Origin of the sequence: Glutamicibacter arilaitensis, from assembly GCF_044793945.1 — a bacterium.
In the GTDB taxonomy this organism is placed as follows: Bacteria; Actinomycetota; Actinomycetes; order Actinomycetales; family Micrococcaceae; genus Glutamicibacter; species Glutamicibacter arilaitensis_B.
Map to the genome: position 1 here is coordinate 484,463 of NZ_CP084994.1, position 25,871 is coordinate 510,333.

Below are 25,871 nucleotides of genomic sequence, written 5' to 3' on the forward strand. Positions count from 1 at the left end.
GATGCCCGAACCACGCAAACAACAGCCGACGCTGGAACTTGTTGCCGAACGCGCAGGAGTCTCCAGAGCCACAGTGTCGCGCGTGGTCAACGGCTCGGATAAGGTCAAAGCGGACGTGGTGCGGGCAGTCGAGAAGGCCATTGCGGAACTGAACTACGTCCCCAACAGGGCGGCCCGTTCCCTCGCGCAGGGCCGTACTAATTCCATCGCACTAGTCATCCCCGAAAGCACCGCGAAGTTCTTCGCAGACCCATATTTCGCTGCGGTGATTCAGGGGGCAGCGATGTACCTGAGCACCACCGAATTTACGTTGTCCCTGTTGATTGCCACCGAATCTGACCCGGCAAAAACGAGCCGTTACCTACGTGGCGGAAACGTTGATGGGGCGCTGATCCTTTCGCACCACGCGGAAGACAGGTCATACAGCGAACTGGCCGGATCATTACCGTTGGTCTTCGGCGGCCGCCCCATGAGTAATGAAGACGGCGACGTCTTCGTGGTGGACGTAGATAACGCGGCAGCGGCGCGGAAGGCAACCGAAGCGATGCTCACCGCGGGTCGCAAACACCCGGCGGCGATCGCAGGTCCTCAAAACATGGGTGCTGCCCTAGACCGCCAGCTGGGTTTCGAACAGGCGGTGAGTGCCGCCGGGCTCGACGTAGCTGCAATTGCGGTAGGCGACTTCACCCCGGACAGCGGCGAGAGCGCCATGCGTGAACTGCTGGCCGGCGGCATAAAAATCGACTCATTATTTGCCGCCAGCGCGCAAATGGCATTTGGCGCGATGAAGGTGATCGCGGAGGCAGGACTTTCCGTGCCTGGGGACATCGCTATCACAACCATCGATGATGATTCATTTGCTCGCAATGCCTCGCCTGCTTTAACTACCGTGGCACAGAATGCGGAAGAACAAGGAGCGAAAATGGCGGAGGTTGTGGTGCAGCGCATTAACGGTGAAGCAGTGCCCGAACGAATCATCATGCCAACGAAGCTGATTTTGCGTGGATCTCACGGGGGCTAGATCAGTACTTGTAGATAAACAAAAAAATTCCCACTCCGTAGAGTGGGAATTTCAATTTGTGCGCCCAGAGGGATTCGAACCCCCGGCCTCCTGTTCCGTAGACAGGCGCTCTATCCAGCTGAGCTATGGGCGCATATTTAGTTGTTTGTCGCCTTGACGACTCCAACGACTTTACACGAGAATCTGTGCTGATAAAACTCAAGAGCCGCTAAAGTGTGGTGTTTCACAACCAGTCATATTGGACTGAGGGTTAAGTGGAGCGCCTTGGGCGCGCGGTATCTGAGGAGATATGCCCATTGGCATTCACAGCTGCAGGCGAGAGTGAGCCGGCCTGGGTGTCCTGCCACGGACGACGTGACATACCTGTGCCGGGTTCCGGCTCCGACCGCAGCTCCACTCGGGTGGTGCGATTTAACGAACAAAGGTCCCGCCGAAGCGGAACCTTTGATCTTTTGTGCGCCCAGAGGGATTCGAACCCCCGGCCTCCTGTTCCGTAGACAGGCGCTCTATCCAGCTGAGCTATGGGCGCATATTTAGTTGTTTGATTCACTCTCGCGAACCTCGAACAACTATACAGATGAAATTCGATCGGTACAAATCGCAGGTGGACGGTATCTATCGAAAGTGAACAGAAGGTTATGTGAAGAATTCAAAAGGGTACCGGTCTACGTGACCTTGGTCACATAAATGGGTTGATGTTCATTGATAAACCCCCGAAATTTCGGGAAATTTATCTTCCAAAGTCTAACATCAACCCATTGCTGAGGATTGGGTCACACAAAGCGCCAGCTGGAGTACCCCTAGCCTTGATTTATTGACAAATTCAGCCCAATGGAGGGAATGGATAATGAGCACGAGCTCCGATCAGAACGTAATCGACGCAGCGCCAACCACGCACGCAAAGTTGGCAGCTTGGGTTGAGGAAGTTGCCGCGCTGACGAAGCCCGAACGTGTTTATTGGGTCGACGGCTCCGCTGAGGAGAATGACCGCCTGACCGCTGAACTGGTTGAGGCAGGCACCTTGGTCAAGCTGACCGACCCGAGCTTCCCGAATTCGTACGCCGGATTCTCGGATCCGAAGGACGTTGCCCGTGTTGAAGAGCGCACCTTCATCTGCTCGCAGAAGGAAGAGGACGCCGGCTTCACCAATAACTGGGAAGACCCAGCGAAGATGAAGTCGATGCTCAACGGGCTGTTCGACGGATCGATGCGCGGACGCACCATGTACGTCATTCCTTTCGTGATGGGCCCGCTGAACGCCGACGAGCCTGCTTACGGTGTGGAGCTAACCGACTCAGCCTACGTAGTCGCCTCGATGCGAGTTATGGCCAAGATCGGTAACGAAGTACTGCGCAAGATGGAAGCCGAAGAAGCCTTCTTTGTTCCTGCGTTGCACTCGGTCGGTGCGCCACTTAAGCCAGGGCAGGAAGATGTCGTCTGGCCATGTAACGAAGATAAGTGGATCGTGCACTTCCCCGAAGAGCGATCCATCATGTCCTACGGTTCGGGCTACGGCGGAAACGCCCTGCTGGGCAAAAAGTGCTACTCGCTGCGCATTGCCTCGGCAATGGCTCGCGATGAGGGCTGGCTCGCAGAGCACATGCTGATCCTGAAGCTGACCAGCCCACAGGGCAAGGCATACAATATTGCAGCTGCCTTCCCATCGGCTTGCGGCAAGACGAACCTCGCGCTGTTGGAACCGACCATTGAAGGTTGGAAAGCTGAGACCCTGGGCGATGACATCAACTGGATGCGCATCGGCAAGGACGGCGAACTGCGCGGCGTGAACCCTGAATACGGTTTGTTCGGTGTGGCTCCTGGCACTGGGTGGTCCACCAACCCGAACGCCATGCGTGCCATCACCAAGGGCAATTCCATCTTCACCAACGTAGCGTTGACCGACGAAGGCGGTGTGTGGTGGGAAGGCATGACCGACGAGGCTCCGGCGCATCTGACCGACTGGTTGGGTAACGACTGGACACCAGAGTCGGGCACCAACGCTGCACACCCGAACTCCCGTTTCTGCACGCCAATCGACCAGGTTGACATGCTCTCCGAGGATTACTACTCGCCAAACGGCGTGAAGATCGACGCGATTCTCTTTGGCGGGCGTCGCAAGACGACCATCCCACTGGTGACCGAGGCTCGTAGCTGGACCAACGGCATCTTCATGGGCTCGACCCTGTCCTCGGAGACCACCGCAGCCGCCTCCGGTGCAACCGGTGTGATCCGTCGCGATCCGATGGCCATGCTGCCATTCATTGGCTACAACGCGGGTGACTACCTGAACCACTGGGACAAGATCTCCGAGAAGCTCAACCCAGAGCAGATGCCGAAGATCTTCTTGGTCAACTGGTTCCGTCGCACCGCAGATGGCGGCTTCGCATGGCCTGGTTTCGGCGATAACTCGCGTGTGCTCAAGTGGGCCATCGAGCGTATCGAAGGCACCGCGGATGCCAAGGAAACCATCATCGGTAATGTGCCAACCGGCGAGTCCCTGGATCTGACGGGTCTGAAGAATTTCACCCCAGCCGACGTGGAGGCCGCTGTGGCGGTCAACAAGGACGAGTGGGCTACCGAGGTCGAGGGCATCGAGGAGTGGTACGCCAACTTCGGTGACGCTCTGCCAGCTTCGTTGCGTGCCGAGCTCGACGGTCTGAAGGCTCGCCTCAACGCCTAGGCTTGAGTGGCAGGAGATCCCGTGGAATCCGCAGAAATGCGGATTCCACGGGATCTTCTTCGTTTAACCACGTTTAGATCTTTGCCGCAGGCAAAGCAACGGGCGCTTCATGGCTCCGTGCTGAAGCAGGCACGTGGCGTAAAGAAATCTGTCGTGGAATGCAGTGCCCAGGCCATCGAACCGCTCGACTTCAGGTGGCGTAGGTTGCCGTGTTAATCTGGGTACCGCGTCGGCTCCGTCGTGGGTACTCGCTCCAGCGGGCCGGGCGGTTTCGCTGCAAACCAGGTCACCCCGGCACCTGCCAGCGCCACGCAAGCAATGCCGAGCAACGGCAACCAGCCAAGCTGCTCCCCGAGTGCCAGCCAGCCGATCAGCGTACCCATGGCTGGATCGATGGCGAAGAGCGTACCGACCACACGGGCCGAAGAGATGCGGGCCGCCAGAGTGTCCACAAAGTAGGGGATGGCCACCCCGATCACGCCGCTCAGCGCCAATAACCCCCATTGCGGTCCGGACACCTCGGTTACTTTCGGGAGGCCGAAGGGCAAAGAGGCCAACGCGGCGATCGCTACGGATAGCGCCAACGAGCTGACGGAGGAGTCATCAGCCTTGCCTACCTTCTCGGCCAACAGGGTATAAAAGGCAAAGCAGAGCCCGGCGCCGATGCCGAAGGCGAAGCCGAGCATATTGAAATGGCCTCCGGGTCCGGCAATGAGAATCACCCCGCCCAGCGCGAGCAGGGCCCAGGCAGCCTCGCGGATGCGGCGAGAGAAGACCAGCGCCACCACTGCCGGGCCCAGGAAATCAAGGGTGACCGCCACGCCTAGTGGCAAGTACTCGATTGCTTTATAAAGCAAGAGGTTCATCGCCGCCATGACGATTCCGTAAAAAGCAATCGCCGACCACGCGCTGCGGCTGTGCCCGCGTACGGTTGGACGCAAGAAGGCCAACAGCACGACTGCTGCAAATACCAGCCGCAATGAGCTGACGGCGGGGGAGCCGAGGGCATCGAACATGCTTGCCGAGATCGCGGAAGAGCTTTGGACTCCGATTGAACCCAGCAACACGAAAAAGGCAGCACGACCGCCCGATTGTGGAGGGGAAGCCGGTTTGCTTTGTGGCAGCGAAATCATAGCGGGACAACCTTTGCGAGTCGGGGCCTCTCCGATTGAAGTGTATGCAGGTCAGTTCGACAAGAATACGGCGTTGAATTGTCACAATCCGGGTTCAGTTTTCAGCTACTGCCGGGTAAGTGGGTGCAAAATCAACTAAATATGAAAAGATGAATCCATGGTTTTGGCACGATTGATTCTAGGGTTGCTTTGTTTGGCGCCGATGACTGGTTACGAGCTCAAAAAGCACTTTGACTCCTCTATTAACCACTTCTGGAATGCCGACAAAGCGCAGATCTACCGTACGTTGGCACAGCTGGTGGATAAAGGCTATGCCACGGTGACCACCGTGGCTCAGTCGAATTACCCCGACCGTCAAGAGCACCACATCACCGATGCGGGGCGCGAGGCTCTGGTCGGTTGGCTTTCCAGCGGTGCGGCACACGGCGCCGAACGCGACCCGTTCATGGGGCAGGTGTTTTTCGCTGCAGAGCTGCCACGAGAGGATATCGACCAGTTGCTGGTCGAGCGCCGGGTCAAGACGCAGGCAATCTTGGATGACTACCTCTCTCAGCGTGAAGGCATCGATATGCGGGCAGCGGCGGACCGTCGGAGCTTCCTCATGGCCGCCACTTTGGACCACGCAATTCGACAGCAGGCCGCCGAGCTGGAATGGCTCGACGCAGTATTGGAGCATCTGCCATGACGCTAGGCAAAGATCCGGGTTCCACGGCGAAGAACTTTACCCGCGAGGCGACAGATTACCCTGAGGTGCATCCGGCTCGCCGGCACGCGGGGCAACATAAACACGAGCAAACGCTGGTGTTCCTGCATGGTGGAAACGTAGGGAACTGGAGTTGGGATCCGCAGGTATTGGCCTTTGGTGACTTTAACGTCTTGACCCTGCACCTGCCGGCCTTCGGTGCGCGCAGCGAAGAAACCTGGCAGGGACTGGATTCCGCTGCAGATGACGTAGCGGCGCTAATCGCTGACGAGGTGTCCGAGGGCGGGGTGCATCTAGTTGGCATGTCGCTTGGCGGGGTCATTGCCTTGCACGTCGCGGCCCGGCATCCGGAACTGATTGATTCCCTGTTGCTGACCGGAACTCCGGTCGATGGAGTTCCGGCCGCAGCACGCGCGGTGAACCGGATGCAGCTCAAACTCATCGGCAGCGAATGGTACTGGCGGTTCCAAGCGGGAGCCTACGGCATGGTGGATGATGAGCGGGAGTTGTTCACCGAACACGGTGTGATGCTGAAGCCAGAGAATCTGCGCGCCATCATGGACGATTTGGATCCCGGCGGCTTGCCGGAAAAACTCTCCACGTACAACGGTCCGGTGCTCGCGCTGGCTGGAGGCAAAGAACCTAAGCTCGTGCAGAAGTCATTCGCGGCGCTACGCGAGGGGCTTCCGCAGGCGGTGACACGGGTGGTTCCGGGCATGCATCACCAATGGAATATTGAGAATCCCCTGCTGTTTAACTCCGTGGTGCGTCGTTGGATTACCGACTCGACGATCCACCAGATCCTCGTGGATCCACAAACCGTCAAGCCATCGAAGCAGACTAAGGCTTCCAAGCAGGCCAAGTCCGAGCCCGTGGCTGCAATCGAAGATCAGCCAAAGACACCCGAGCGGGTCTCAGATCCTAAACCCGCGGCCCCGGGTGAAAAACCGGATCCTAAAAAGCCAGGGAAAAAGTAAATAGCCCCGGCGTACAACTAAGCGCGGTGCAGTTACCTCATCATTGAATCTGCATCGCGCTCAGCCGGTCTATATTTAGGCAGCTAGCCAAACATCCGGTCCGAAAACTTCGTAGTGGATATGTTGGGCTGGGATGCCAGCGGCCAGTGCCTGGCCGCGTACTGCGTGCATGAACGGCAACGGCCCGCACAGGTACAAGTGGCTGTCGGCGGTAACTTGATCGCTCAAATCCATGAAGCCTGCGGTGGCCTCGATGTGCTCAGGGAGTTCGCCGCGTTCGAACCAGGTGCTCAGCTTCGCCTGCGGAAGCTTGCCCAGCGAATCGAGCATCTGCTCGCGCAGTGGCCAGGCAGTGTATTCCTGATCGGCGTGCAGCACGGTAATTTCACGGGTCGAGCCGTGCGCCGCCAGCGTGCTCAGGGCTGCGGCGCTCGGAGTGCAGCCGATGCCAGCGGTGGCGATGACCAGCGGCGCGCCAGCGTCGTCAATTGTCAGATCGCCATAGGGATTTGAAAGTTCAACCTTGTCCCCGACCAGTAGCGCGCTATGCATGACCGCACTAAATTCGCCATCCACATCAAGTTTCACGGTAAAAGTGCGTCGTGCGGTGTTCTCGATATCAGCGCTGAGCGTGTACTGGCGAACCTGGCGCAGGCCATCGGCCATTGGCATGCGTACCGAAACGAATTGTCCCGGCTTGGCTACGGTGGCCATGATGTCATCCGCCGGCTCGAAGCCGAAAGTTAGCGAGCCGTTGGCTGCTTCGGTGCGTTCGACGAGCTTCCATTGGCTGTAGACGACGTCGTTTGCCTGCGCCGAGTACAGGCCTTTTTCGATCTTGATCAGCGCATGGGCCATCAGCCAGTACACTTCGCTCCAAGCGTCCGCGATTTCCTGGGTCAGCGCGTCGCCCAGATCCTCAGCGATAGCGGCGAACAGGTGCTCGTACACGATGGGGTATTGCTCCTCGATGACGCCGAGCGAACTGTGCTTGTGGGCGATCCGGGCCAGCATGGTTTCGGGCAGGGTCTCTGGCGAATTCATCAGGTGGGTGGCGAAGACCGCAATGGATCCGGCGAGAGCCTGCTGCTGCGTTCCGTTCTTCTGATTCGACCGGGAGAAGGTTCCGTCGAGCAGCTGCGGGTGAGCGGCGAAAAGCCGCTCATAAAACTTTGGGGTGATGCTGGAGATGCGCTCGCCAATGATCGGCAGAGTGGCTTCGATGATTGGGCGGGACTGGGGTGAAAGCATCTGGTCTCCTTTGAAGGCGAAATTATCTTGCATTTGAAATGCAAGATTACACTTCTAGTTCTACGCCTCGTAGAAGTAGATTGCAAATCGACGGGGACTTCTTGGAAATGCCAGGGATTGACTAGACGTTGTGCCGAACGGTGGGGAAGGGCAGGAGATTGATTGCGGGCGAAGTTTCGCAGATCTCTTTGACCGTCAATGAGTCTAGTGAAGCGTAAAAGGCTTCTCTGGCCGCCTGCAATGCGAGGCGTAGCCGGCAACCGCCAGCCAAGGGGCAATTGCCCTTCGAGTCATGAGATGTACAGTCCACCACATCTTCACGCCAATCCAAGCGGCGCAAGAGCGCGCCCACGGAGAATGCCAAGCCTTGCTCGGTCATCTGCGCCCCACCGTGGCGCCCACGGGTGACCTCGATTAGGCCCAGGGTGCGCAACTCAAGTACGGCCTTGGCCACGTGGTTATAGGGAACCCCGACCAGCTCGGAAACCTCACGGCTGGTCAGCTGGCCGACGCCGGGTGCGCCCAGAACCATCACGGTTCGTAGGCACACGTCGGCGAAGGCACTGAGTTTCATGAACTCAAGTCTACTGCTGGGTGTTGGCCCACACCGATTCGGCAGATTCCGCGGCAGGATCCTCGAAGGTCCATTCGCCGCCGGGCTCGGATGGCATGGAATAAGGCTGGACAATCGCGAGCGCCGCGCCAACCTTGTGCTCGGCCACCACATGGATGGCGTCGCGTTCATCTGCTTCGAGCAACACATCCGAGGCGATCGCAATCGCTTCGAAGTGGGTTCCCTGTTGATTGAGCACCTCTACGAGATCGGCTGCCATCGCCTCGGTGTCGATGTCCGCATCCGGGTCCTCGGGATTATCCGTTGGCGGAACCGCGATCAGGCGAAGCTCTGGGTCGCCGCCTTCTTCCTTGGGTTCCAGCGCGATAGCGAAAGGCAGGAATACTCCCTGCTCCTCAAGCTGCTCGCGGGCAACACCCAGTGCGGTGCCCAAGACCTTGTTCAGTGCGTCCTTGACGGACTCGTCTAGTTCTTCGAGATTCATGGCTTTGACCCCTTTACTTGGTGGTGTTTACTTCGCGCACGATTGCTAGAACCGTATCGCGAATTGGCTCGATAAGCTGTGCCGTGGTGCCCTCGCCGTTGAAACGCAGGAACGGTTCGGTATTCGAAGGGCGCAGGTTGATCCACCAGCCGCCATCCTGCGCGGTGAAGGTCGTGCCATCAAGGGTGGTGATGTCCACAGGCTGTCCCGCAAAATGCTCCACCACCCGCGCAATGGCGCCGGACTTGTCCTCGACCTCGGAATTGATTTCCCCGGTGGCGACATAAGGCTCGTATTCCTGGCCCAACTCAGAGAGCGGCTGCGGCTGCTCTCCCAAGGCCGCCAACACGTGCATGGCAGCGAGCATGCCGGTATCGGCATTGTAGAAATCACGGAAGTAGTAGTGAGCGGAGTGCTCACCACCGAACACCGCCCCCTGAACGGCCATCTCGGCCTTGATGAACGAGTGGCCAACGCGGGTCATTACCGGAACGCCGCCGGCTTTCTGCACGAACTCGGGCACCGCCTTGGACGTAATCAGATTGTGAATGATTACCGGCTGCTCTTCGCCTTCGGCCTGCACTCGGGCGATCTCCCGAACGGCTACCAAGGCGGTAATCGCCGAAGGTGACAACGGCAAACCGCGCTCGTCAATCACGAAGCAGCGATCCGCGTCCCCGTCAAAAGCCAGGCCGAGGTCCGCGCCGTGCTCCAGCACTGCCGCCTGCAGGTCCTTGAGATTTTCAGGTTCCAGCGGATTCGCCGGGTGATTGGGGAAGGTTCCATCGAGCTCGAAATACAGTGGCACGATCTCCAACGGAAGGCCGGGAAGGACCTTGTCTCCGAGGACTGCGGGGGTAGTCAAGCCGCCCATGCCATTCCCGGCATCAACTACCAGCTTCAGCGGGCGGATCGCGGAAAGGTCCACTAGCTCGCGCAGGTAGCCTGCGTAGTCGGACAGCACATCGCGTTCGCTGACGGTACCCTGGGCGCCGTCGCCGGAAATTGGCAGACCTTCATCCAGGTACTGCTGAGCTAAGTCACGAATGTCGAAAAGCCCGGTGTCCGAAGAGATCGGCCGTGCCCCGGCCTTGGACATCTTGATGCCGTTGTACTGGGCCGGGTTATGGCTTGCGGTGAACACCACACCGGCGGCCTTGTGCTTGCCGGAGGCAAAATAAAGTTCATCGGTGGAGATCAGGCCGAGCATCACCACGTTGGCGCCGCGGTAGGTGGCGCCCCGGGCGAAGGCCTGGGCAAAAGTCGTGCTCGACGGACGCATGTCGCCGCCTACGAGGACGTCTTTCCCGGCCAGGGACAACACATCGACAAAAGCAGCGCCGATAGCCTCGACGGCTTCGGCATTGAGGCTTTCTCCGACTACGCCTCGAACGTCATAGGCTTTGAAACTCTGGTTCAGGTCAATTTCTTCACTCACAGCATTCAGACTACCGGTTTGGCGGTGACAGGCGGTGGCGAATGGCCAGTTAGTACATGGGAAATGGCTTACACTTCTACGCACTTGTGCCCAACGCGCGCCCTGGAGAACAAAAACGTAGGCCGATACTGAAATACTGTGGATATGGAAGCCACACAGCACAACGATCTGAAGAATCTCGCGCTGCAGAAACTGCGTGCCCTCGTGCAGCACCCCGAAGCGCAGTTCCACGACGGCCAGTTCGAAGCTATCAGCGCGCTGGTAGAAGAACGCCGCAGGGCGCTGGTGGTGCAGCGCACCGGCTGGGGTAAATCTGCGGTGTACTTCGTTTCTTCACTGTTGCTCCGTGAACAGGGTTACGGCCCCACACTGATCGTCTCTCCGCTGCTCGCCCTGATGCGAGACCAGGTGTCCGCGGCCGAACGTGCAGGCGTGCGAGCGGCCGCAATTAACTCTGCCAATGTACTGGAATGGCGTGAGATTCTTTCCAAACTGGAACGCGACGAAATCGATGTGCTGCTGGTTTCGCCCGAGCGCCTGAACAATCCGTCTTTCCGGGAACACCAGTTGCCCATGTTGATGAGCCGCCTGGGACTACTGGTAATTGACGAGGCCCACTGTATATCCGACTGGGGACACGATTTCCGTCCCGATTACCGGCGCATTCGTGACCTGATCAACCGCCTCCCGCAGGGATTGCCAGTGCTTGCCACCACCGCAACTGCGAACTCCCGCGTGGTGCAGGATGTGGCCGAACAGCTATCCGGCGGAACCCAAGAAGTGTTCACCTTGCGTGGCACGCTCGCCCGCGACTCGCTACGTTTAGGAGTGCTTCGCCTTCCTTCTCCTCGGATGCAATTAGCTTGGTTGCTGAGCCATATCAACGACTTCCACGGCTCGGGAATTATCTACACCTTGACCGTCTCTGCCGCCGAAGACATTGCCCGCCTGCTGCGCGATGCCGGGCATCCGGTTGCCGCCTATACCGGACGTACCGACTTGGAAGAACGCGAAAGGCTCGAACGCGCGTTGAAAGCCAATGAGGTCAAGGCGCTCATCGCGACCAGCGCTTTGGGCATGGGCTTCGACAAGCCAGACTTGGGATTTGTCCTCCATGTAGGGGCGCCAAGTTCGCCGGTTGCCTATTACCAGCAAGTCGGTCGTGCGGGGCGTGGCAGCATCGATGCCGATGTCTTGCTGCTTCCGGGCCCGGACGACTCAGAAATCTGGGACTACTTCGCTACCAGCTCCATGCCGGACCAGAATCGGGCGAATCAGGTCTTGGAGGCTTTGGCGCAATCCGATGGAGCGATGAGCGTGCCAGCATTGGAAAGTGCGGTGAACCTGCGCCGTTCCCCTCTGGAGCTGCTGCTCAAGGTTCTCGCCGTAGACGGAGCCGTCGAGCGAGTGGCAGGCGGATGGATGCGCACCGACATGCCCTGGGTTTACGATGCAGAGCGCTACAAGCGAGTGGCGCAAAGCCGGGTGCATGAACAGACCTTGATGATTGATTATGAAAACACTCGCGGTTGTCGCATGGAGTTTCTCACCAAGGCGCTTGACGACCCGAAATCTGCCCCTTGCGGACGGTGTGATAACTGCGCTGGCACCTGGTTCGATGACCACATCCCGGATGAGTCAAAAGACAATGCCCAAGCCGCGCTGGTGCGTGCCGGTGTCCAGATAGAACCACGCAAGCTCTATCCGTCGGGACTGCAGCGATTGGGACATTCGCTGAAGGGGAAAATCCCGGTGGATGAGCAATTGGCTACCGGTCGCTCGCTGGCGCGCCTGACCGACCTGGGCTGGGGAAACCGGTTGCGTCAGCTCTTCGCTGACCCGGTGGACAAGCCAATTGACCCAGCCATGCTCGAAGCTTGCACTAAGGTGTTGGCTGAGTGGAACTGGGAGCAGCGTCCGGTCGCGGTGCTGGCGATGCCTTCAACCAAGCGTCCGCAGCTGATCAGCTCATTGGCTCAAGGGCTGGCGCAGATCGGCCGGCTACGGTATTTGGGGCAGTTGGAGTACCGTGGGACGCCGCCACAGGGCGGGCCAGGTGGCAACTCGGCTTTCCGGCTGGCAGCCGTGGCCGACGCCTTCGAAATACCTGCGGAGATCGATCAATTGCTGGCCACCGCACCAGGACCGGTGATGCTGGTCGATGATCTCGCCGACTCCCGCTGGTCCCTGGCGATGGCTGGCCGTGCGCTGCGGATCGCCGGAGCACCGGGTGTTTTGCCTTTCACTCTGGGCATAGCAGGGTAATTGCACAGATAAACGAAGTAGTCTGGATGTATGGAGATCGTCATCTGGCTCGTTGTTGCTATTGCTGTTATCACCCTCGGTTACGTGTGGCTTCAGTCTGCCCGGAAGAAAAATACGGCACAGATTTCGCAAGCTATCAGTCGGGAAGCAGCGAAGGAAGCCAACGCGAAGCTGGATGACAGCTCACGCAATGCAATCTACCGGAACCTCGCCAAGGGCGACGTCATGGGAGCCGTGCAGAATTATCGTGCGGTCACCGGCGACACGGTAAAAAACTGCGTTATCGCAGTGCGTAGCCTCGATACCTATCCGCAGACCGCGCCGGTCAAGGAACTCCCGGTAGATGAGGCCGAGATTCAAGCTCTCCGGGACAAGCTGGAGGCTCAGATCGCCGACTCCGAGGAAGACTCAGGCGTCGCGACTTCTCCTGCAGTCGCACCGGAGGATAATGACGAGAAATCTGATGACCTGTGGGTAGTTCCCGAGGAGTGGAGCAATCAATTCGGTTCGGAGCAAGAACATAGCGCCACGCATTTTAAGATGGCCTTTGAAGTCGAGGGTGAAGCGCACGAGTTCTCCAGCGAATCTCTGCCACCCAACGAGTACGATCAGCTATTCTCGATGCTGCGAGATGAGAATTTTTCAGGTGCCGCCGCAATTCTGCACGGACACACCGGGCTGCCTGTTGACGACCTTGAGCGGATGATCTCGACTTCGCCGATGGCAGGGCAAAGCTCGCACGGGAACGTGGCAGATTTCCGTTTCGAAGGTCAAGGCCCGGATGGGCCGGTGCACTTCGATGCGGCAGACCTGCCCGAAGTGGAACGTGAGGCGTTGTTTGACGCCATCGCGCACACCGATCTTGAACGAATGTCCGAGATTATCGTGCGCCACACGAAATTGCCTGACGACATCGTGCAAAACATGCTTCGCACATTCGTGAAGCGTAAAGACTAGTTCCGCCGCTAAATTCGTTGCTTCGCGCTCAGCGGGTGGCTATCGTGGGAGGATATCAGCTTTATCCAGTTGCTCACGGAAGGAACCTGACCGTGGATCCAAAAAACCCGGATGCGGACAAGACCATACCTCCGATCGGCGATGACAAACAGCAGAACGAGCAGCTGAATAAGGAAGCTGCGGAGAAGCTGCGCGAGGCGGAAGAACGGATCAAGGAAGCCGCTCACGATGTAGAGCGCGATTTGAAGTGATCAGCGAGAGCCCCTGAACTTTCGGCCTAAACGCCGAGTTCGGGGGTATTTGCGTTAATGTTCTTAAACCCGGTGAAGATCCAGACAACGTAGTCCTGAAGATGACCTAGGAGAAAAGTAAACCCCCTAGTCACCTAGGGGGTTTTGGCGGACACGGGGAGATTCGAACTCCCGGTCGAGTTTAACCCCGACACTTCATTAGCAGTGAAGCCCATTCGGCCGCTCTGGCACGTATCCATCCGCTGTTTCCAGCAGAATCTAGCCTACCTGAACATGGTCGAGTGTTCCAAAACGAGAGTGTTAACGTACCTGTCGCCACAGGAATTCGTAGCTGGTAGCCAACATTCTGGCGGTCGATTCGTTATCAGTCGAACCGGCATGGCCGCCGTCTTCAGGTTCGTGATATCGAACGTTGGCGATGCCTTTGTCGATCATTCTCGCCGCCATCTTGCGGGCCTGGGCGGGGCCAACACGATCATCGGTGGTGGTCGTCCAAATCAGCGACGCAGGATAATCGTCATTTGGGTGCAGCTGATCATCCAAGCGATGCAAGGGGGAGAACGTGCGCAGAAACACCCAGTCCTGTGGAACGTCCGGGTCCCCGTATTCGGCGATCCACGAGTGGCCAGCAGCCAGCTGGGTATAGCGCTGCATATCCAGCAACGGCACACCGCAAGAGATCGCGCCGAACAGCTGCGGGTAGCCGGCAATCATGTTGCCCATCAAGAGTCCACCGTTGGAGCGTCCAGTCGCCGCTAGACGTGCCCTACGCGTCACCCCGCGGGCGACCAGGTCTTCGGCTATGGCCGCAAAGTCCTCGTAAGCACGGTGGCGGTTCTCGCGTAGCGCAGCACGATGCCACCGGGGGCCGTATTCGCCGCCGCCGCGAATGTTGGTCATGACGTACACGGGCATGCGTCTATTGAGGGAGCGTTTACTCAACCATCCGGCTCCCAGCGCCGGGGCATAACCAGGGGTCATACTGTGCTGGAAGCCGCCGTAACCGTCCATCAGCACAGAGTTCTCTCCGTCGAGTTTTAGCAGCGCGTCGGCAACTTGGAAATAGGGCACACGAGTCCCATCCTTGGAAAGCGCAAAATGTTGCGTCACCGTAAAACCGGCCGCGTCAAAACGCTCGGGGGATCGCTTCACAACGTTGGTTTCTTCTCCGACAGAACCACGGAACAAGGTTGTGGGCGTGGTGAAGCCAGTGACTGTCATCCAAAAATCGTCGGCGGTCGAGGCATCCTCGTCATCCACCGCACCGATCGAAACGCTGAGCATCGGGTCGGCTAGCGGCAGGGAAGTTTCGGCAAAATCCTGACGCAGATCAAACACCCGAATCTGTGCGGCCACGTCGTGCAGCACCGAGACAAGCAAGTAATTGGCGGTGAAGTCCATGCCTTGCAAAGAGGTCTTTTCATCCGGATGGAAGATGACCTTCTGGATGCGTCCGTCGTTCAGGAAATCGGTTAGTTTGCTGATTGCCAAGGAACCTGCAGGAATGAGCCCTGCGGGGTGTTCCCAGTCGGTTTGCGGGGCGAACAGCACCCACTGGCGGTGCAAGCTGACCTGCACATCGGTCGGGACCTCAATATTGTGGTGGGTCCCGTCGAGGATGACGCCGGTGCGTGAGTTGTAGAAGTCGATGGCGTCGGTCGTCACAATGCGCTCAAAGCCAGGAGTCGAATCGAAATAGCAGAAGGCAGCCACATGTTCTTGGGCAACTTCAAAAACGACTTCGGCATCTTGAAGAGCTGCGCCGCGGGTGAGCTTTCGTGCGGTGCGTGCATAAGTTGAACGAGTCGTATCGGACTCATTCGTTGCCGAAGCGACCAGCAACGTATTTTCATCGATCCAGCTTGCCGAGGTCTTTGCTACCGCTAAGTCGAAACCGTCATCGATGAAACCCAAGGTTTCCAGGTCGAATTCGCGAACTCGTACCTGGTCTCCACCGTCGGGGCTGAGCCGGATGATTGCTTTCCGGTGCGGCTCTCCTTCTGCCGGGCGCAAAAACGCGGACCCAGCGAAGTGCCATTGTTCGCCTTGCTGCCGCGCATAGTCATCCATGTCCAGGAGTATTTCCCAGCGAGGTTTCTCGCTGCGATATGAGTCCCAGGTGGTGCGCCGCCAGAGGCCCAGGCGGTGCTCGGCATCCCGCCAGAAGTTGTAGTAGTAGTCACCGCGTTTGGTGACCATGGGGATTCGATCCTGTGAATCCAATACCGTGCGAATAGCATCGACGCTTTGTGAAAAGTCGGCATCGTGAAGTTCGGCTTCGGTTCGCTGCGTTTGGGCACGAACCCAATCCAGCGCAACCTCATCGTGGGTGCCCTCAAGCCAGGCATAAGGATCGGTCGTTTCCAGGGAATCAGACGGGGTTGAATGCATAGCCACAGTCTATGCATTCAAGGAAAATGATGCGCCTGCATCGCCATTTTGAAACTGGGCAGCAGCATTTGCCGGGAGGATGGGGTACCTGATGGCACGCCAAGTTGCCGCTAGGTAATAATCTTGGAAGGTGAGCAACTTCTGGGAAGAACCCCAACCACAGTACAACGTCGCTATTATTGGCGCCGGCCCGCGCGGTACCAGTGTCATCGAACGCCTGGCTAAGCTGGCCGTAAAGGTGCCCAAACTGGCTACCTTGGTACGCGTAACGGTATTCGACCCATACCGTCCAGGGTCGGGACATGTTTGGAATCCGAAACAGTCGCCACACTTCTTAATGAACACTCCTGCCTCATTTCCCACGGTTGCCCCTGAAAGAGTCGCAGACGAGCCAGGGCTTAGCTTTCAACAGTTTGTTGAGGCCCAGGGGGATGGACGCTGGCTCGACGAGCGCCAAGCCGCCACGCTGCGCGCCACAGGCCGCGGCACCTATCCGCCACGAGCAATTTACGGTTGCTACCTGGAGCACGTTTATGACTCATGTGCTCGCGTGCTAGATGAGCACCCAAATATTGTTTTGAACTATATCCGCGCTGAGGTATTGGCAGTTCGTCCGCAGGAGGCCGGATACCAACTGGACTATCGGTTCCATGCCCAAGGGGAACTTGGCACCGAGCAATTAGAGTTCGACAGCGTGATTTTGGCGCTGGGGCACCAGAATTCTGAACTAAACCCGTGGCAAAAACAACTTCAACGTGCGGCCGAACAGGGCGGTGCTAAGTATTTGCCGCCTAATGTTCCAGCGGATGTTGACTACTCGAACTTCAAAGCAGGCGAGTCAGCTTTGCTTCGCGGAATGGGGCTAAATTTCTTTGACGGCATGGCCGAATTGACCAGCGGTCGAGGAGGAATTTTCAAGGAAGTCAGCGAAGATCCAGGACACCGATTTGAATACGTTGCCTCGGGGAAGGAACCCAAGCTGATCGCCGCTTCGCGCAGGGGTACCCCGTATTGGGGAAAACCAGTAGTGGACGAATTCATTCCGGAAGAAATCACCCTGCGTTTCTTCCACTCCGATGAGCTGATCGGTAAGGTCGCCGAAGCTCGGCATTCAAATCCGGATGCAGCCTTGAGCTTTTCCCGACATCTCTGGCCCCAGCTACACCGAGACATTCTGTGGACCTACTATTCAAAGTGTGTCACCTCCGAGGGGAGAGAACCCAGCATTGATGCCCGACAGTTCCTCACTGGATTGGATCAGATTCTCGAAGCTGAACATCATGAAGGTAACCAAGTGTGGCTCAGCGAACTCCGCGAGTACATTGATCAATTCCCGCACTTGAAATGGTTGGATATTCCGGCATTGGCGCGACCCTTTGACCAGATTGGTTTTGGCTCCCATGAGCAGTATCAACAGGCGGTGCGCGACTATCTCGTTGGCAACGCACGGCACAGTTCCGCTGGGCTGAGCGACCCACTATCCTGCGCCATTATGACCATGAATGCCGGGCGCATGGTCATAAAGGATTTGGTAACTAAGGGGATCTTGGACGAACAATCTCGAATCGAAGAAGTGCAGGCTCACTTTGAACCTCTAGTCGAAGGCCTTTCCTCGGGGCCGCCCTTGGAACGGATCGAGCAACTCCTGGCACTGTCCCGCGCGGGACTTGTGAGCTTTATCGGGCCAGAACCCGAGTTTGGTTTCGACGACGTGAGCGGGAAATTTACGGTTTCCTCACCCTGGGTAGACACCGAGATCTATGGCGCGAAAGTCTTGTGCGAAGCTATGATGCCAACCAATAGGGTATTGCAGAACAACACACCACTAATGACCCAACTGTTTGCCGACAAGGTGGCCCGAGTGCATACCTGGCGCAATGCCGAAGGCGAACAGATGGCCGGTTCCGGATTCGACGTGGTGGGCGAGCCTTACCGCCTGATCAACGCCGAAGGGCTAGCACATCGTGGAATATTCGTGCTCGGGTTGCAGCTTTCCTCGGCACAGTGGGGGACAGCAATTGCAGCCCAAGCAGGCGATCCGACGCACCCTGCCGCACAAACCTTGCATGACGCGGAGCAGGTGGTTATTGAGATTGCGCGCATGGCGGGAGTCAATCTAGAGGAACTATTGGCAGGAAGCGCAAAATAAAAAAGTCTGGGGTAGCAGATCTATTGACCTGCTACCCCAGACTGTAACGCGGATGGTAAGAGATTTGAACTCTTGGTACGGGGTTACCGCACACTGGTTTTCAAGACCAGCTCCTTAGGCCGCTCGGACAACCATCCAACCCGAAAAACTATACGCTATTAGCAAGCTAAGAAGGGAATCGACATACATGAGTGACACGATGAAGGCCTATACCTATGCCGGCGCAGGGGGACCAGAAGTACTTGAATCACAGGCACGCCAGATCCCAGAAACCGAAGATCATGAAGTACTTATCGAGGTTGCCGCCTTCGGTTTGAACCGGGCAGATGTCCAACAGCGTAAGGGCGTATACCCACCACCGCCCGGTGCCAGCGATATTCCAGGGCTGGAAGTTTCGGGCACCGTCGCGAAGGTCGGCAAGAAGGTCACCGCATGGAACGTTGGTGACCGAGTGGCAGCTTTGCTTGCAGGAGGAGGCTACGCCCAGTACGTCAACGTTGACTCCTCTCATGTGCTGGCAGTCCCTGCCCAGATGGATCTAGTTGAAGCCGCAGGGCTCCCGGAAGTGGCAGCTACCGTCGTCTCAAATATTTTCCTTGAGGGTGAGCTCAAGGAAGGAGAAACGATTCTGATCCATGGCGGATCGGGTGGAATTGGTTCTATGGCAATTCAGCTGGCGAAGGCCGCGGGCGCGACAGTGGTTGTCACGGCTTCGTCCGAAGACAAAATTGCTTACTGCAAGTCCTTAGGAGCAGACGAGGGGATCAACTATCGCGAAGAAGATGTACTGGAACGCGTTCGAGAGTTGACCGGAGCCAAGGGCGTTGACCTGATCCTTGACGTGGTAGGAGCGAAGTACCTGGCCATGAACTTGAAAGCGCTCGCCGTTGGTGGCCGCATGGTCGTAATTGGTTTACAAGGCGGCGCTAAGGCTGAACTGGATTTGCGCATTCTGATGTCCAAGCGTGCGAGGGTTATCGGCACCACCTTGCGAGCGCGTCCGGCAAACGAGAAGACCGAGATCGTCAAAGAGACCGAAAAACGTATTGCACCGTTGTTGGCCGAAGGGAAACTTGGCCTGAATGTCACTAAAATTTATGACTTTGACTCCCTGGTAGCGGCGCATGAACACTTCGATTCCGGTACGCATCTGGGAAAAATTGTAGTCAGGGCTTGATTTATCTACACCTCCTTCGCGTAAAGTGTCCCGTGGTATTACCACGTGACTAGCTCCACAGGGACTAGTCATCCACATCACTTGAAGATTCCGAGGAGGCTACTCCCAGTGAGTACCCAAGAAGCTCTGCCGCCGGCGGGCGTGGACCCAGAGATAGCCGAACGCGAAGATAAGCGGTGGACTCCGTTGCGCATCGCAGTCTGGGTTGTCATCGCATTGATCGGCGGCGTGGCCTGGTCCATGCTCGCCTTCTCCCGCGGTGAAACCATCAATGCGATCTGGTTCGTTTTCGCCGCGGTGGCGACGTACCTGATCGCTTATCGTTTCTACGCGAAGTTCATTGAGCGCAAGATCGCTAAGCCAGATGATTTCAGGGCCACCCCTGGCGAGTACATGAATAATGGCCGTGACTTTGTGCCAACCGACCGACGGGTGCTTTTTGGGCACCACTTCGCTGCGATTGCTGGAGCCGGTCCGCTCGTTGGGCCGATCCTCGCAGCGCAGATGGGCTACCTTCCGGGAACTATCTGGATCATTCTCGGCGTAGTCATGGCCGGTGCGGTGCAGGACTATCTGGTCTTGTTCTTCTCGATGCGCCGCGGAGGGCGCTCGCTGGGCCAGATGGCTCGTGAAGAGCTGGGTCTCATTGGCGGCACCGCAGCGTTGATTGCGACTCTTGCCATCATGATCATCATCGTCGCCATTTTGGCGCTGGTGGTTGTCAACGCGCTGGGCGAATCGGCTTGGGGCATCTATTCGGTGGGGCTGACAATCCCGATCGCTTTGTTTATGGGGATCTATCTGCGCTTTATCCGCCCAGGCAAGGTACTAGAAATTTCGGTTATCGGCTTCGCGCTGCTGATGTTTGCTATCGTCTCCGGCCGTTGGATCGCCGAGTCGGCGTGGGGCGCGGAATTCTTCCACATGGAACGCACCACCATTGCATGGGCGATCATCATTTACGGTGTCATCGCTGCGGTACTTCCGGTCTGGCTGTTGCTTGCTCCACGCGACTACCTTTCGACCTTCATGAAGATTGGTGTGATCGGCCTGCTTGCAGTGGCCATCATCGTAGTCCGTCCAGAGATCAGCACTCCTGCCTTCTCTGAATACGCCTCACGTTCAGACGGACCGGTAGTCTCCGGTTCGCTGTTCCCGTTCCTGTTCGTCACCATCGCTTGTGGCGCCCTCTCCGGCTTCCATGCACTGATCGCCTCGGGAACCACCCCGAAGCTCGTCGAGAAGGAGCGCCAGACCCGCTTCCTGGGCTACGGCGGCATGCTCATGGAATCCATGGTCGCCATTATGGCGTTGGTTGCGGCGATTTCCATTGATCGCGGCATCTACTTCGCGATGAACTCCTCTGCCGCCGCAACCGGCGGCACCGTGGAGACCGCGGTGGCGTTCGTAAACTCCCTGGGACTGGCCGGGGTGGACCTTGTCCCGAGCCAGCTAACGGAGCTGGCGGCCAACGTGGGCGAACCATCAGTGGTTTCGAGAACCGGTGGCGCTCCGACCCTCGCGGTCGGCATTGCAGTGATCATGAACCAGTGGTTCGGTGGCGTCGCCATGATGGGCTTCTGGTACCACTTCGCGATCATGTTCGAAGCGCTGTTCATCCTGACCGCGGTAGATGCAGGAACTCGCGTAGCTCGCTTCATGCTGCAGGACGCTATTGGCAACTTCATTCCAAAGTTCAAGGACACTTCGTGGCGACCTGGAGCCTGGATATGTACGTTACTCATGGTGGCCGGATGGGGATACATTCTCATTCTCGGGGTCACCGACCCGCTAGGCGGCATTAACACATTCTTCCCGCTGTTCGGTATCTCTAACCAGTTGCTCGCTGCTATTGCGCTGGCTGTGGTCATGACAATCGTGGCCAAGCGCGGTAACTTCAAGCACCTATGGGTTATTGTGCTTCCGCTGGCATTCGCCGTCGTGGTCACCTTCGTCGCCTCGTGGGAGAAGATTTTCTCCACGAATACCAAGGTTGGCTACTTCGCAAACCACAACGCGTTTAAGGAAGCCTTGGCAAATGGCGAGACCTCCTTCGGCTCTGCAAACGGCGTTGAAGCTATGGAAGCTGTCGTACGCAACACCGGTGTCCAGGGCTGGCTATCGGTGATCTTCCTGGTGCTATCGGTCATCGTGATCGCCTCTGCGGTAGTCGAAACCATTAAGGCAAAATCCAACGGTGGCGGTAAAGACACCGAGGACCCATACACGGAATCGCGGATCTTCGCTGCTCAAGGCTTGATCTCGTCGCCCGCAGAAAAAGCCCTCGAAGCTCAGTGGAAGAACGTTCCGGACAGTCAAAGCGTGCGCCGTGGCGGACACTAAAATGGAAAAGCTTCGCGAAAAGCTCGGCCAAGCTAGGCGCTTTATGGAAGGCGTGCTTGGTGCAGATAAGTACCGGCAATACCTGGCGCACTTAGCTAAGACCCATCCCGATGCTGAACCGATGACGGAGCGCGTGTTTTGGCGCGAATACTCCAACTGGCAAGAGCACAACCCACAAGGTCGCTGTTGTTAATCGGTAGGTAGCTTGCGCGAGGAGTCTTGGAACTCGAATTTGAGTTTCAAGGCTCCTTTTCACGTTAAGCGAAGCCACGAAGCAAGGGCGTATTGAGCGGTGCCCGGTAGTCTGGTATTAGTCATTTCCTAGCGACCTAATAAAAAAGAGTGTGATGGGGTTTTTCTCTCGTCTGCGCGAACAACGCGCAACAAACCGTGACCTTGGCCAAGGCGTATGGCGACGTGCCCACGATAGGTTCGTGCGTTCTTTGGACCGAGTTTTTCAGGTCGTAGAAGGAATCGACGACAACGACCTGTATAACGAGGTAGTTACGCGAGCAAATGAGCTGGCAGATCTACTCCCGCAGGTGCGTCAGCTGTGCATCGATGCCCAGCGGGTGACTCCAAGCGATGACGAGCATATTCCGCAGTCCACCTCCAAAGTGCACCGCGCGCTGACAAAGTCAGCCAACGACTTAGCCGCTACGGCTCAGGCAATCGCGATGATGCGTATGCAGGCTACTGAAGGAGCGGAAAACAATATTCAGCCGGTCGAACACCGAGCGCAGATTGTCAAAGACGATATTTCGCAAGCAGTCAAAATGCTGGCTGACGTGAGCTGAAACGTTGAATCGTGGTGCCGGTCACCCGGGAATGCGTTTCAATGCACTAAATTAGTTGCATGATCCAAACTATTCCACAAACTAATTTCCACGACGGCAACTGCATCGACCAGATCGGTTACGGCGTTTGGAAGGTATCAGATACCGACGCTGAAATCGCAGTTGGCAAGGCGCTGAAAGCCGGATACCGCCACATTGATACGGCCCGTATCTACGGCAACGAAGATGGCGTGGGGCGAGCAATCGCAAACAGCGGCATTCCGCGTGGCGAAATCTTTGTGACCACCAAAGTCTGGAATTCCGATCAGGGCTATGACAAGACTTTGGCGGCGGCCGAGGCATCCCTCGAACGTTTGGGGATGGGGCATGTCGATCTTTACCTGATTCACTGGTTGCAGCCTCAGCGCGGAACCTATGTGGACACGTGGAAGGCCCTGATCCAGTTGCAGAAAGAGGAAAAAGCGACCTCTATCGGTGTCTGCAACTTCACCATTGAGGCCATGGAAGAGCTCTATGAGCACACCGGTGTGCGTCCAGTGATCAATCAAGTCGAAACTCACCCGTACTTCCCACAGGCCGAGTTGCGCGCTTACGAAGCAAAGCATGGCATCGCCCACGAATCATGGTCTCCTCTTGGTCACGGCGGAAAGCTATTGACCGACCCAGTCATCCTTGCGGTCGCCCAAAAACATGAGGCCAGTGCGGCTCAAGTAGTCATCGCTTGGCATCTGGCGTTGGGGAGCGTGGTGATTCCGAAGTCTGTCACCGATTCGCGAATCATCGAGAACCTCGAGGCAATCGAGCTGAAGCTTGATGACGAAGACCTTGCAGCAATCAACGGGTTGGATCGTGGTCCCGAAGGGCGTATCTCGGCAGATCCGGCCACCTCAGACTTCGAATAATTCCGCTTCTGCGGAGCATTGTATTTTGGACCCTGGTTTCGCTAGGAACCAGGGTCCTTGCTTGATTGAATCCAAGAACGGTTGTAGAAGTCCTCACTAGGCTGAGATCGGTGCCGAATGGCCCCGCTGAGACGAAACGCCGTCATGCTTTCGACGCGAGGCAGATTTTCACTTCAACGCGTGCCGAAGCTTCAACTTCCAGAGGTGCGTTTCCCGGGTACGCATGATCGGCTCCCGATGACCTCCGTCGCCCACGGCTGAAATCGAAATCGTGTTAGTTCGCTCGGCGCTATTTTTTGAGGCATCTGACGAACGACGGCATCAGAACTCCTCGTAGCCGGCATTTGAAGCAATGCGCATCGAATCGTGCGCAGGCTTATCTCGTATTTGGTTGACCAGACACACGTGTTCACGTCGGATGTCCGCGTCGAGCGCTTTCCTGCAAGATGGCGGAGCCGTGAATTAATCACCCATGAGTGTACCCGTATCGCGGAGCCTAATGACCTCTGCCTAGCTTAGATTCAAACTATCAGCAATCAGGCTTACCGCAACTCCGTTGCCTAGTGCTTCGAGGATCGAATTTTCGAACTTTGCGATGCTCCGCTGAGCTTCTGCCGATTCGGGTTTGTCTAGTTCGGCGTTTCTTTGGGACTCACGCTGCAAGCGTGCCTGCACCGCCAGCATTGACCGTGTAGCGGATTGAATCCGCGTCCAGTCATATCCCGCTGCCGGGCGCGGCGCATCGTTGCCGAAAACGAACATCCAGTCGTTCATCGAATATTCCTAAACGGGGAAAACCTGAGTGCCCCGCATTTTGAAATGGATCCTACCTTCGTGAATAGCACGGTGTCGATGTGTGACCGTTCAGTCGAGATGAGATGAGATGAGATGAGGCGAGGTTGAATCTAGAGAGGCCAGCCTTGGCGCTTTGCTGAACCTTTACTTGTGGAGGCAGATTCATCGCCAACGATTCTTCGAACTATTTTGGGGTAAGAGATGCATGATTGATTATCATTGTAGTAATCAGAAGCGACAAAATTTAAGGATGGCTTCTTGTCTACGAAAAAACCGGGATACTACACCCTGATCTATTTTTGGTTGAGCATCGCGCTGAGTTTCTTAGGATTCTTCGTGCAATTATTCGGGGCTCAGCTGACATTTCGAGACGGGGATCCTAATCCCTTGGCGCTTTCACCATTCGAGATCGCCTCGATTGGCTGCTTCACATTGGCTTTCATATTTGGGCTTGTCGTCATTCATAAAATCATCGCCATGTTGATGTTTTTGGTGCAGAAGAAGCAGTGGTGAGCCAGGTTCGGTGTCCCGAGTCAGCAAAAATCCCGGAAGCACACGGTGATACCGGTGTCCGGGGTTCTCTTCACACGAGCCCCCTGGCGGATTTGAACCGCCGACCTGCTCTTTGTGAGTAGAGAAAGATTGTGCCAGGTCTGAAGGCCGCATTTTCACAGAGTTGGTGGCGGCGTGACGTGGTGATTCGCCCAATCCTTTTGCTTCGACTGAAGCTGGATGAATCGCGATTCGGGCGGATGCGTGGCCTAAGATGCGAATTAGATGCAAGTTAAAATCGGTTAGAAGTCTGAGTGAATCCGGTTGAAAGTACGTCCGTGAACTGGAGCGACTCTTGACCACACATATGGATATGACAGAAAAACAGAGCATTCTTCCATTTCTCGCTGAAGACGGTCGAGATTACCGTCTGGTTCCGATCCGTGAAGCCGCCGTGTTGCTCACCATGACGGTTCAAAGGCTTGGCGAGTGGCGCCACCAAGGGTATGGTCCTCCAGGTATTTTGATTGGACGAAAGCGATTCTCCGCAGTGACCAAGCCCGGTGCCATGTAGGGCTCTCGGTCGACTTCAGTGGAATCGAAATGGTGTTTCTCCGGGTTTTTCACGTACACCAGAATGGTGTCGTGTTTGGCTGGCTATCGCCGCTTGGATTTTGCCCCATAGTCGTAAGCCCACACGAGCTCGTTCAGGAAGCAATCACGCCCGAAGATCTGGTCCAGCAAGACCTTCACATAGTGCACTTCACGGTAATCCAGGTGGACGTAGAGCTTGCCATCTTCGGTTAGCAGCCGGTGTGCTTCGCGAAGCCGCGGCTCAATGAATCCCATGTAGTCGTCGAACGCGTCCTGGTAGGAGCGTTGCTCGCCATGTGCTGCGGGTAGGTCTCCGTTTGCCGGCGTGTGTTCGGAGCGTGCCTGAACCTTGCCTGTATTGAACGGTGGATCCACGTAGATCAGTGTGAATTTTTCGTCCGGCAGCGCATCCATCACCTCCAGATTGTTCCCATGAACGACGTGTCCGTTGGGCTGGGCGGGGGTGGTCTGCGGCATTTAGGCTCCTTGTGTCGCCT

At 57.0% G+C, this 25,871-nt stretch carries 22 protein-coding genes, 4 tRNA genes and 1 pseudogene; 15 read left to right on the forward strand and 12 right to left on the reverse strand.

Annotated features, from left to right (window positions below):
• The first annotated feature begins 1 nt into the window (after position 1).
• Positions 2-1,021 carry a LacI family DNA-binding transcriptional regulator gene (locus LG294_RS02335; RefSeq protein WP_404289160.1) on the forward strand — a complete coding sequence of 340 codons (1,020 nt, stop codon included), beginning with the start codon at positions 2-4 and terminating at the stop codon, positions 1,019-1,021.
• A 59-nt stretch (positions 1,022-1,080) separates the two neighbouring features.
• Here the strand turns inward: LG294_RS02335 and LG294_RS02340 are convergent.
• Positions 1,081-1,154 (reverse strand) — tRNA-Arg (locus tag LG294_RS02340).
• 322 nt (positions 1,155-1,476) lie between these two features.
• A tRNA-Arg gene (locus LG294_RS02345) sits at positions 1,477-1,550 on the reverse strand.
• A 318-nt stretch (positions 1,551-1,868) separates the two neighbouring features.
• Between LG294_RS02345 and LG294_RS02350 the strand changes: the two genes are divergently transcribed.
• Positions 1,869-3,701, forward strand: a complete 1,833-nt coding sequence (locus LG294_RS02350; RefSeq protein ID WP_404289162.1) for a phosphoenolpyruvate carboxykinase (GTP) — start codon at positions 1,869-1,871, stop codon at positions 3,699-3,701.
• 212 nt (positions 3,702-3,913) lie between these two features.
• Here the strand turns inward: LG294_RS02350 and LG294_RS02355 are convergent, their stop codons facing one another.
• Positions 3,914-4,834: an EamA family transporter gene (locus tag LG294_RS02355; protein ID WP_404289164.1), complete on the reverse strand. Its 921-nt coding sequence runs from the start codon at positions 4,832-4,834 to the stop codon at positions 3,914-3,916.
• Positions 4,835-4,991: 157 nt separating this feature from the next.
• Here LG294_RS02355 and LG294_RS02360 point away from each other — a divergent pair, with 157 nt between their 5' ends.
• Both LG294_RS02360 and LG294_RS02365 read left to right on the forward strand, forming a co-directional pair.
• Positions 4,992-5,519, forward strand: a complete 528-nt coding sequence (locus LG294_RS02360; RefSeq protein WP_404289166.1) for a PadR family transcriptional regulator — start codon at positions 4,992-4,994, stop codon at positions 5,517-5,519.
• Positions 5,516-6,514 carry an alpha/beta fold hydrolase gene (locus tag LG294_RS02365; RefSeq protein WP_404289168.1) on the forward strand — a complete coding sequence of 333 codons (999 nt, stop codon included), beginning with the start codon at positions 5,516-5,518 and terminating at the stop codon, positions 6,512-6,514. Before LG294_RS02360 ends, LG294_RS02365 begins: the two co-directional genes overlap by 4 nt.
• Positions 6,515-6,589: 75 nt before the next feature.
• Here the strand turns inward: LG294_RS02365 and LG294_RS02370 are convergent, their stop codons facing one another.
• From LG294_RS02370 to LG294_RS02385, 4 genes are all read right to left on the reverse strand, one after another.
• Positions 6,590-7,765 (reverse strand): globin domain-containing protein, encoded by a 1,176-nt coding sequence (locus tag LG294_RS02370; protein WP_404289170.1) that lies wholly within the window; start codon positions 7,763-7,765, stop codon positions 6,590-6,592.
• Positions 7,766-7,886: 121 nt separating this feature from the next.
• Complete coding sequence (locus LG294_RS02375; protein ID WP_404289172.1) at positions 7,887-8,339, reverse strand: RrF2 family transcriptional regulator; 453 nt, start codon at positions 8,337-8,339, stop codon at positions 7,887-7,889.
• 10 nt (positions 8,340-8,349) lie between these two features.
• The gene (locus tag LG294_RS02380; protein WP_404289174.1) at positions 8,350-8,823 is read right to left on the reverse strand and encodes a hypothetical protein; all 474 of its coding nucleotides are present in this window, start codon (positions 8,821-8,823) and stop codon (positions 8,350-8,352) included.
• 13 nt (positions 8,824-8,836) lie between these two features.
• Positions 8,837-10,261: a phosphomannomutase/phosphoglucomutase gene (locus tag LG294_RS02385; RefSeq protein WP_404289176.1), complete on the reverse strand. Its 1,425-nt coding sequence runs from the start codon at positions 10,259-10,261 to the stop codon at positions 8,837-8,839.
• Positions 10,262-10,405: 144 nt separating this feature from the next.
• Between LG294_RS02385 and LG294_RS02390 the strand changes: the two genes are divergently transcribed.
• From LG294_RS02390 to LG294_RS02400, 3 genes are all read left to right on the forward strand, one after another.
• Positions 10,406-12,526 (forward strand): RecQ family ATP-dependent DNA helicase, encoded by a 2,121-nt coding sequence (locus tag LG294_RS02390; RefSeq protein ID WP_404289178.1) that lies wholly within the window; start codon positions 10,406-10,408, stop codon positions 12,524-12,526.
• A 30-nt stretch (positions 12,527-12,556) separates the two neighbouring features.
• On the forward strand, positions 12,557-13,483 hold the full coding sequence (locus tag LG294_RS02395; protein ID WP_404289180.1) for a hypothetical protein: 927 nt from the start codon (positions 12,557-12,559) through the stop codon (positions 13,481-13,483).
• 92 nt (positions 13,484-13,575) lie between these two features.
• Positions 13,576-13,734, forward strand: coding sequence for a hypothetical protein (locus LG294_RS02400; RefSeq protein WP_404289182.1), 159 nt, complete (start codon positions 13,576-13,578; stop codon positions 13,732-13,734).
• Positions 13,735-13,879: 145 nt separating this feature from the next.
• Here the strand turns inward: LG294_RS02400 and LG294_RS02405 are convergent.
• A tRNA-Ser gene (locus LG294_RS02405) sits at positions 13,880-13,971 on the reverse strand.
• Between the two features lie 63 nt (positions 13,972-14,034).
• Complete coding sequence (locus tag LG294_RS02410; protein WP_404289184.1) at positions 14,035-16,125, reverse strand: prolyl oligopeptidase family protein; 2,091 nt, start codon at positions 16,123-16,125, stop codon at positions 14,035-14,037.
• A 130-nt stretch (positions 16,126-16,255) separates the two neighbouring features.
• On the opposite strand from LG294_RS02410, the gene LG294_RS02415 reads away from it, so the two are divergent.
• Complete coding sequence (locus tag LG294_RS02415; RefSeq protein ID WP_404289186.1) at positions 16,256-18,274, forward strand: FAD/NAD(P)-binding protein; 2,019 nt, start codon at positions 16,256-16,258, stop codon at positions 18,272-18,274.
• A gap of 49 nt (positions 18,275-18,323) precedes the next feature.
• Here LG294_RS02415 and LG294_RS02420 read toward each other — a convergent pair.
• Positions 18,324-18,411, reverse strand: a tRNA-Ser gene (locus LG294_RS02420).
• 62 nt (positions 18,412-18,473) lie between these two features.
• On the opposite strand from LG294_RS02420, the gene LG294_RS02425 reads away from it, so the two are divergent.
• The 5 genes from LG294_RS02425 (at position 18,474) to LG294_RS02445 (ending at position 23,493) form a co-directional block, all read left to right on the forward strand.
• Complete coding sequence (locus LG294_RS02425; protein ID WP_404291609.1) at positions 18,474-19,451, forward strand: NAD(P)H-quinone oxidoreductase; 978 nt, start codon at positions 18,474-18,476, stop codon at positions 19,449-19,451.
• Positions 19,452-19,559: 108 nt separating this feature from the next.
• Complete coding sequence (locus tag LG294_RS02430; RefSeq protein WP_404289188.1) at positions 19,560-21,794, forward strand: carbon starvation CstA family protein; 2,235 nt, start codon at positions 19,560-19,562, stop codon at positions 21,792-21,794.
• Between the two features lies 1 nt (position 21,795).
• Positions 21,796-21,987: a YbdD/YjiX family protein gene (locus tag LG294_RS02435; protein ID WP_404289190.1), complete on the forward strand. Its 192-nt coding sequence runs from the start codon at positions 21,796-21,798 to the stop codon at positions 21,985-21,987.
• A gap of 154 nt (positions 21,988-22,141) precedes the next feature.
• Positions 22,142-22,591: a hypothetical protein gene (locus LG294_RS02440; protein WP_404289192.1), complete on the forward strand. Its 450-nt coding sequence runs from the start codon at positions 22,142-22,144 to the stop codon at positions 22,589-22,591.
• 59 nt (positions 22,592-22,650) lie between these two features.
• Complete coding sequence (locus LG294_RS02445) at positions 22,651-23,493, forward strand: aldo/keto reductase (RefSeq protein WP_404289193.1); 843 nt, start codon at positions 22,651-22,653, stop codon at positions 23,491-23,493.
• 510 nt (positions 23,494-24,003) lie between these two features.
• On the opposite strand, the gene LG294_RS02450 is transcribed toward LG294_RS02445, so the two are convergent.
• Positions 24,004-24,267: a hypothetical protein gene (locus tag LG294_RS02450; protein ID WP_404289195.1), complete on the reverse strand. Its 264-nt coding sequence runs from the start codon at positions 24,265-24,267 to the stop codon at positions 24,004-24,006.
• Between the two features lie 279 nt (positions 24,268-24,546).
• Between LG294_RS02450 and LG294_RS02455 the strand changes: the two genes are divergently transcribed.
• Together LG294_RS02455 and LG294_RS02460 are read left to right on the forward strand one after the other, a co-directional pair.
• Positions 24,547-24,801 carry a hypothetical protein gene (locus tag LG294_RS02455; RefSeq protein WP_404289197.1) on the forward strand — a complete coding sequence of 85 codons (255 nt, stop codon included), beginning with the start codon at positions 24,547-24,549 and terminating at the stop codon, positions 24,799-24,801.
• A gap of 352 nt (positions 24,802-25,153) precedes the next feature.
• On the forward strand, positions 25,154-25,354 hold the full coding sequence (locus LG294_RS02460) for a hypothetical protein (protein ID WP_404291844.1): 201 nt from the start codon (positions 25,154-25,156) through the stop codon (positions 25,352-25,354).
• On the opposite strand, the pseudogene LG294_RS02465 reads toward LG294_RS02460, so the two are convergent.
• Positions 25,276-25,851: pseudogene (locus tag LG294_RS02465) on the reverse strand (DNA methyltransferase); the annotation flags it as partial. The gene LG294_RS02460 and the pseudogene LG294_RS02465 sit on opposite strands and share 79 nt — an antisense overlap.
• Positions 25,852-25,871: the final 20 nt, after the last annotated feature.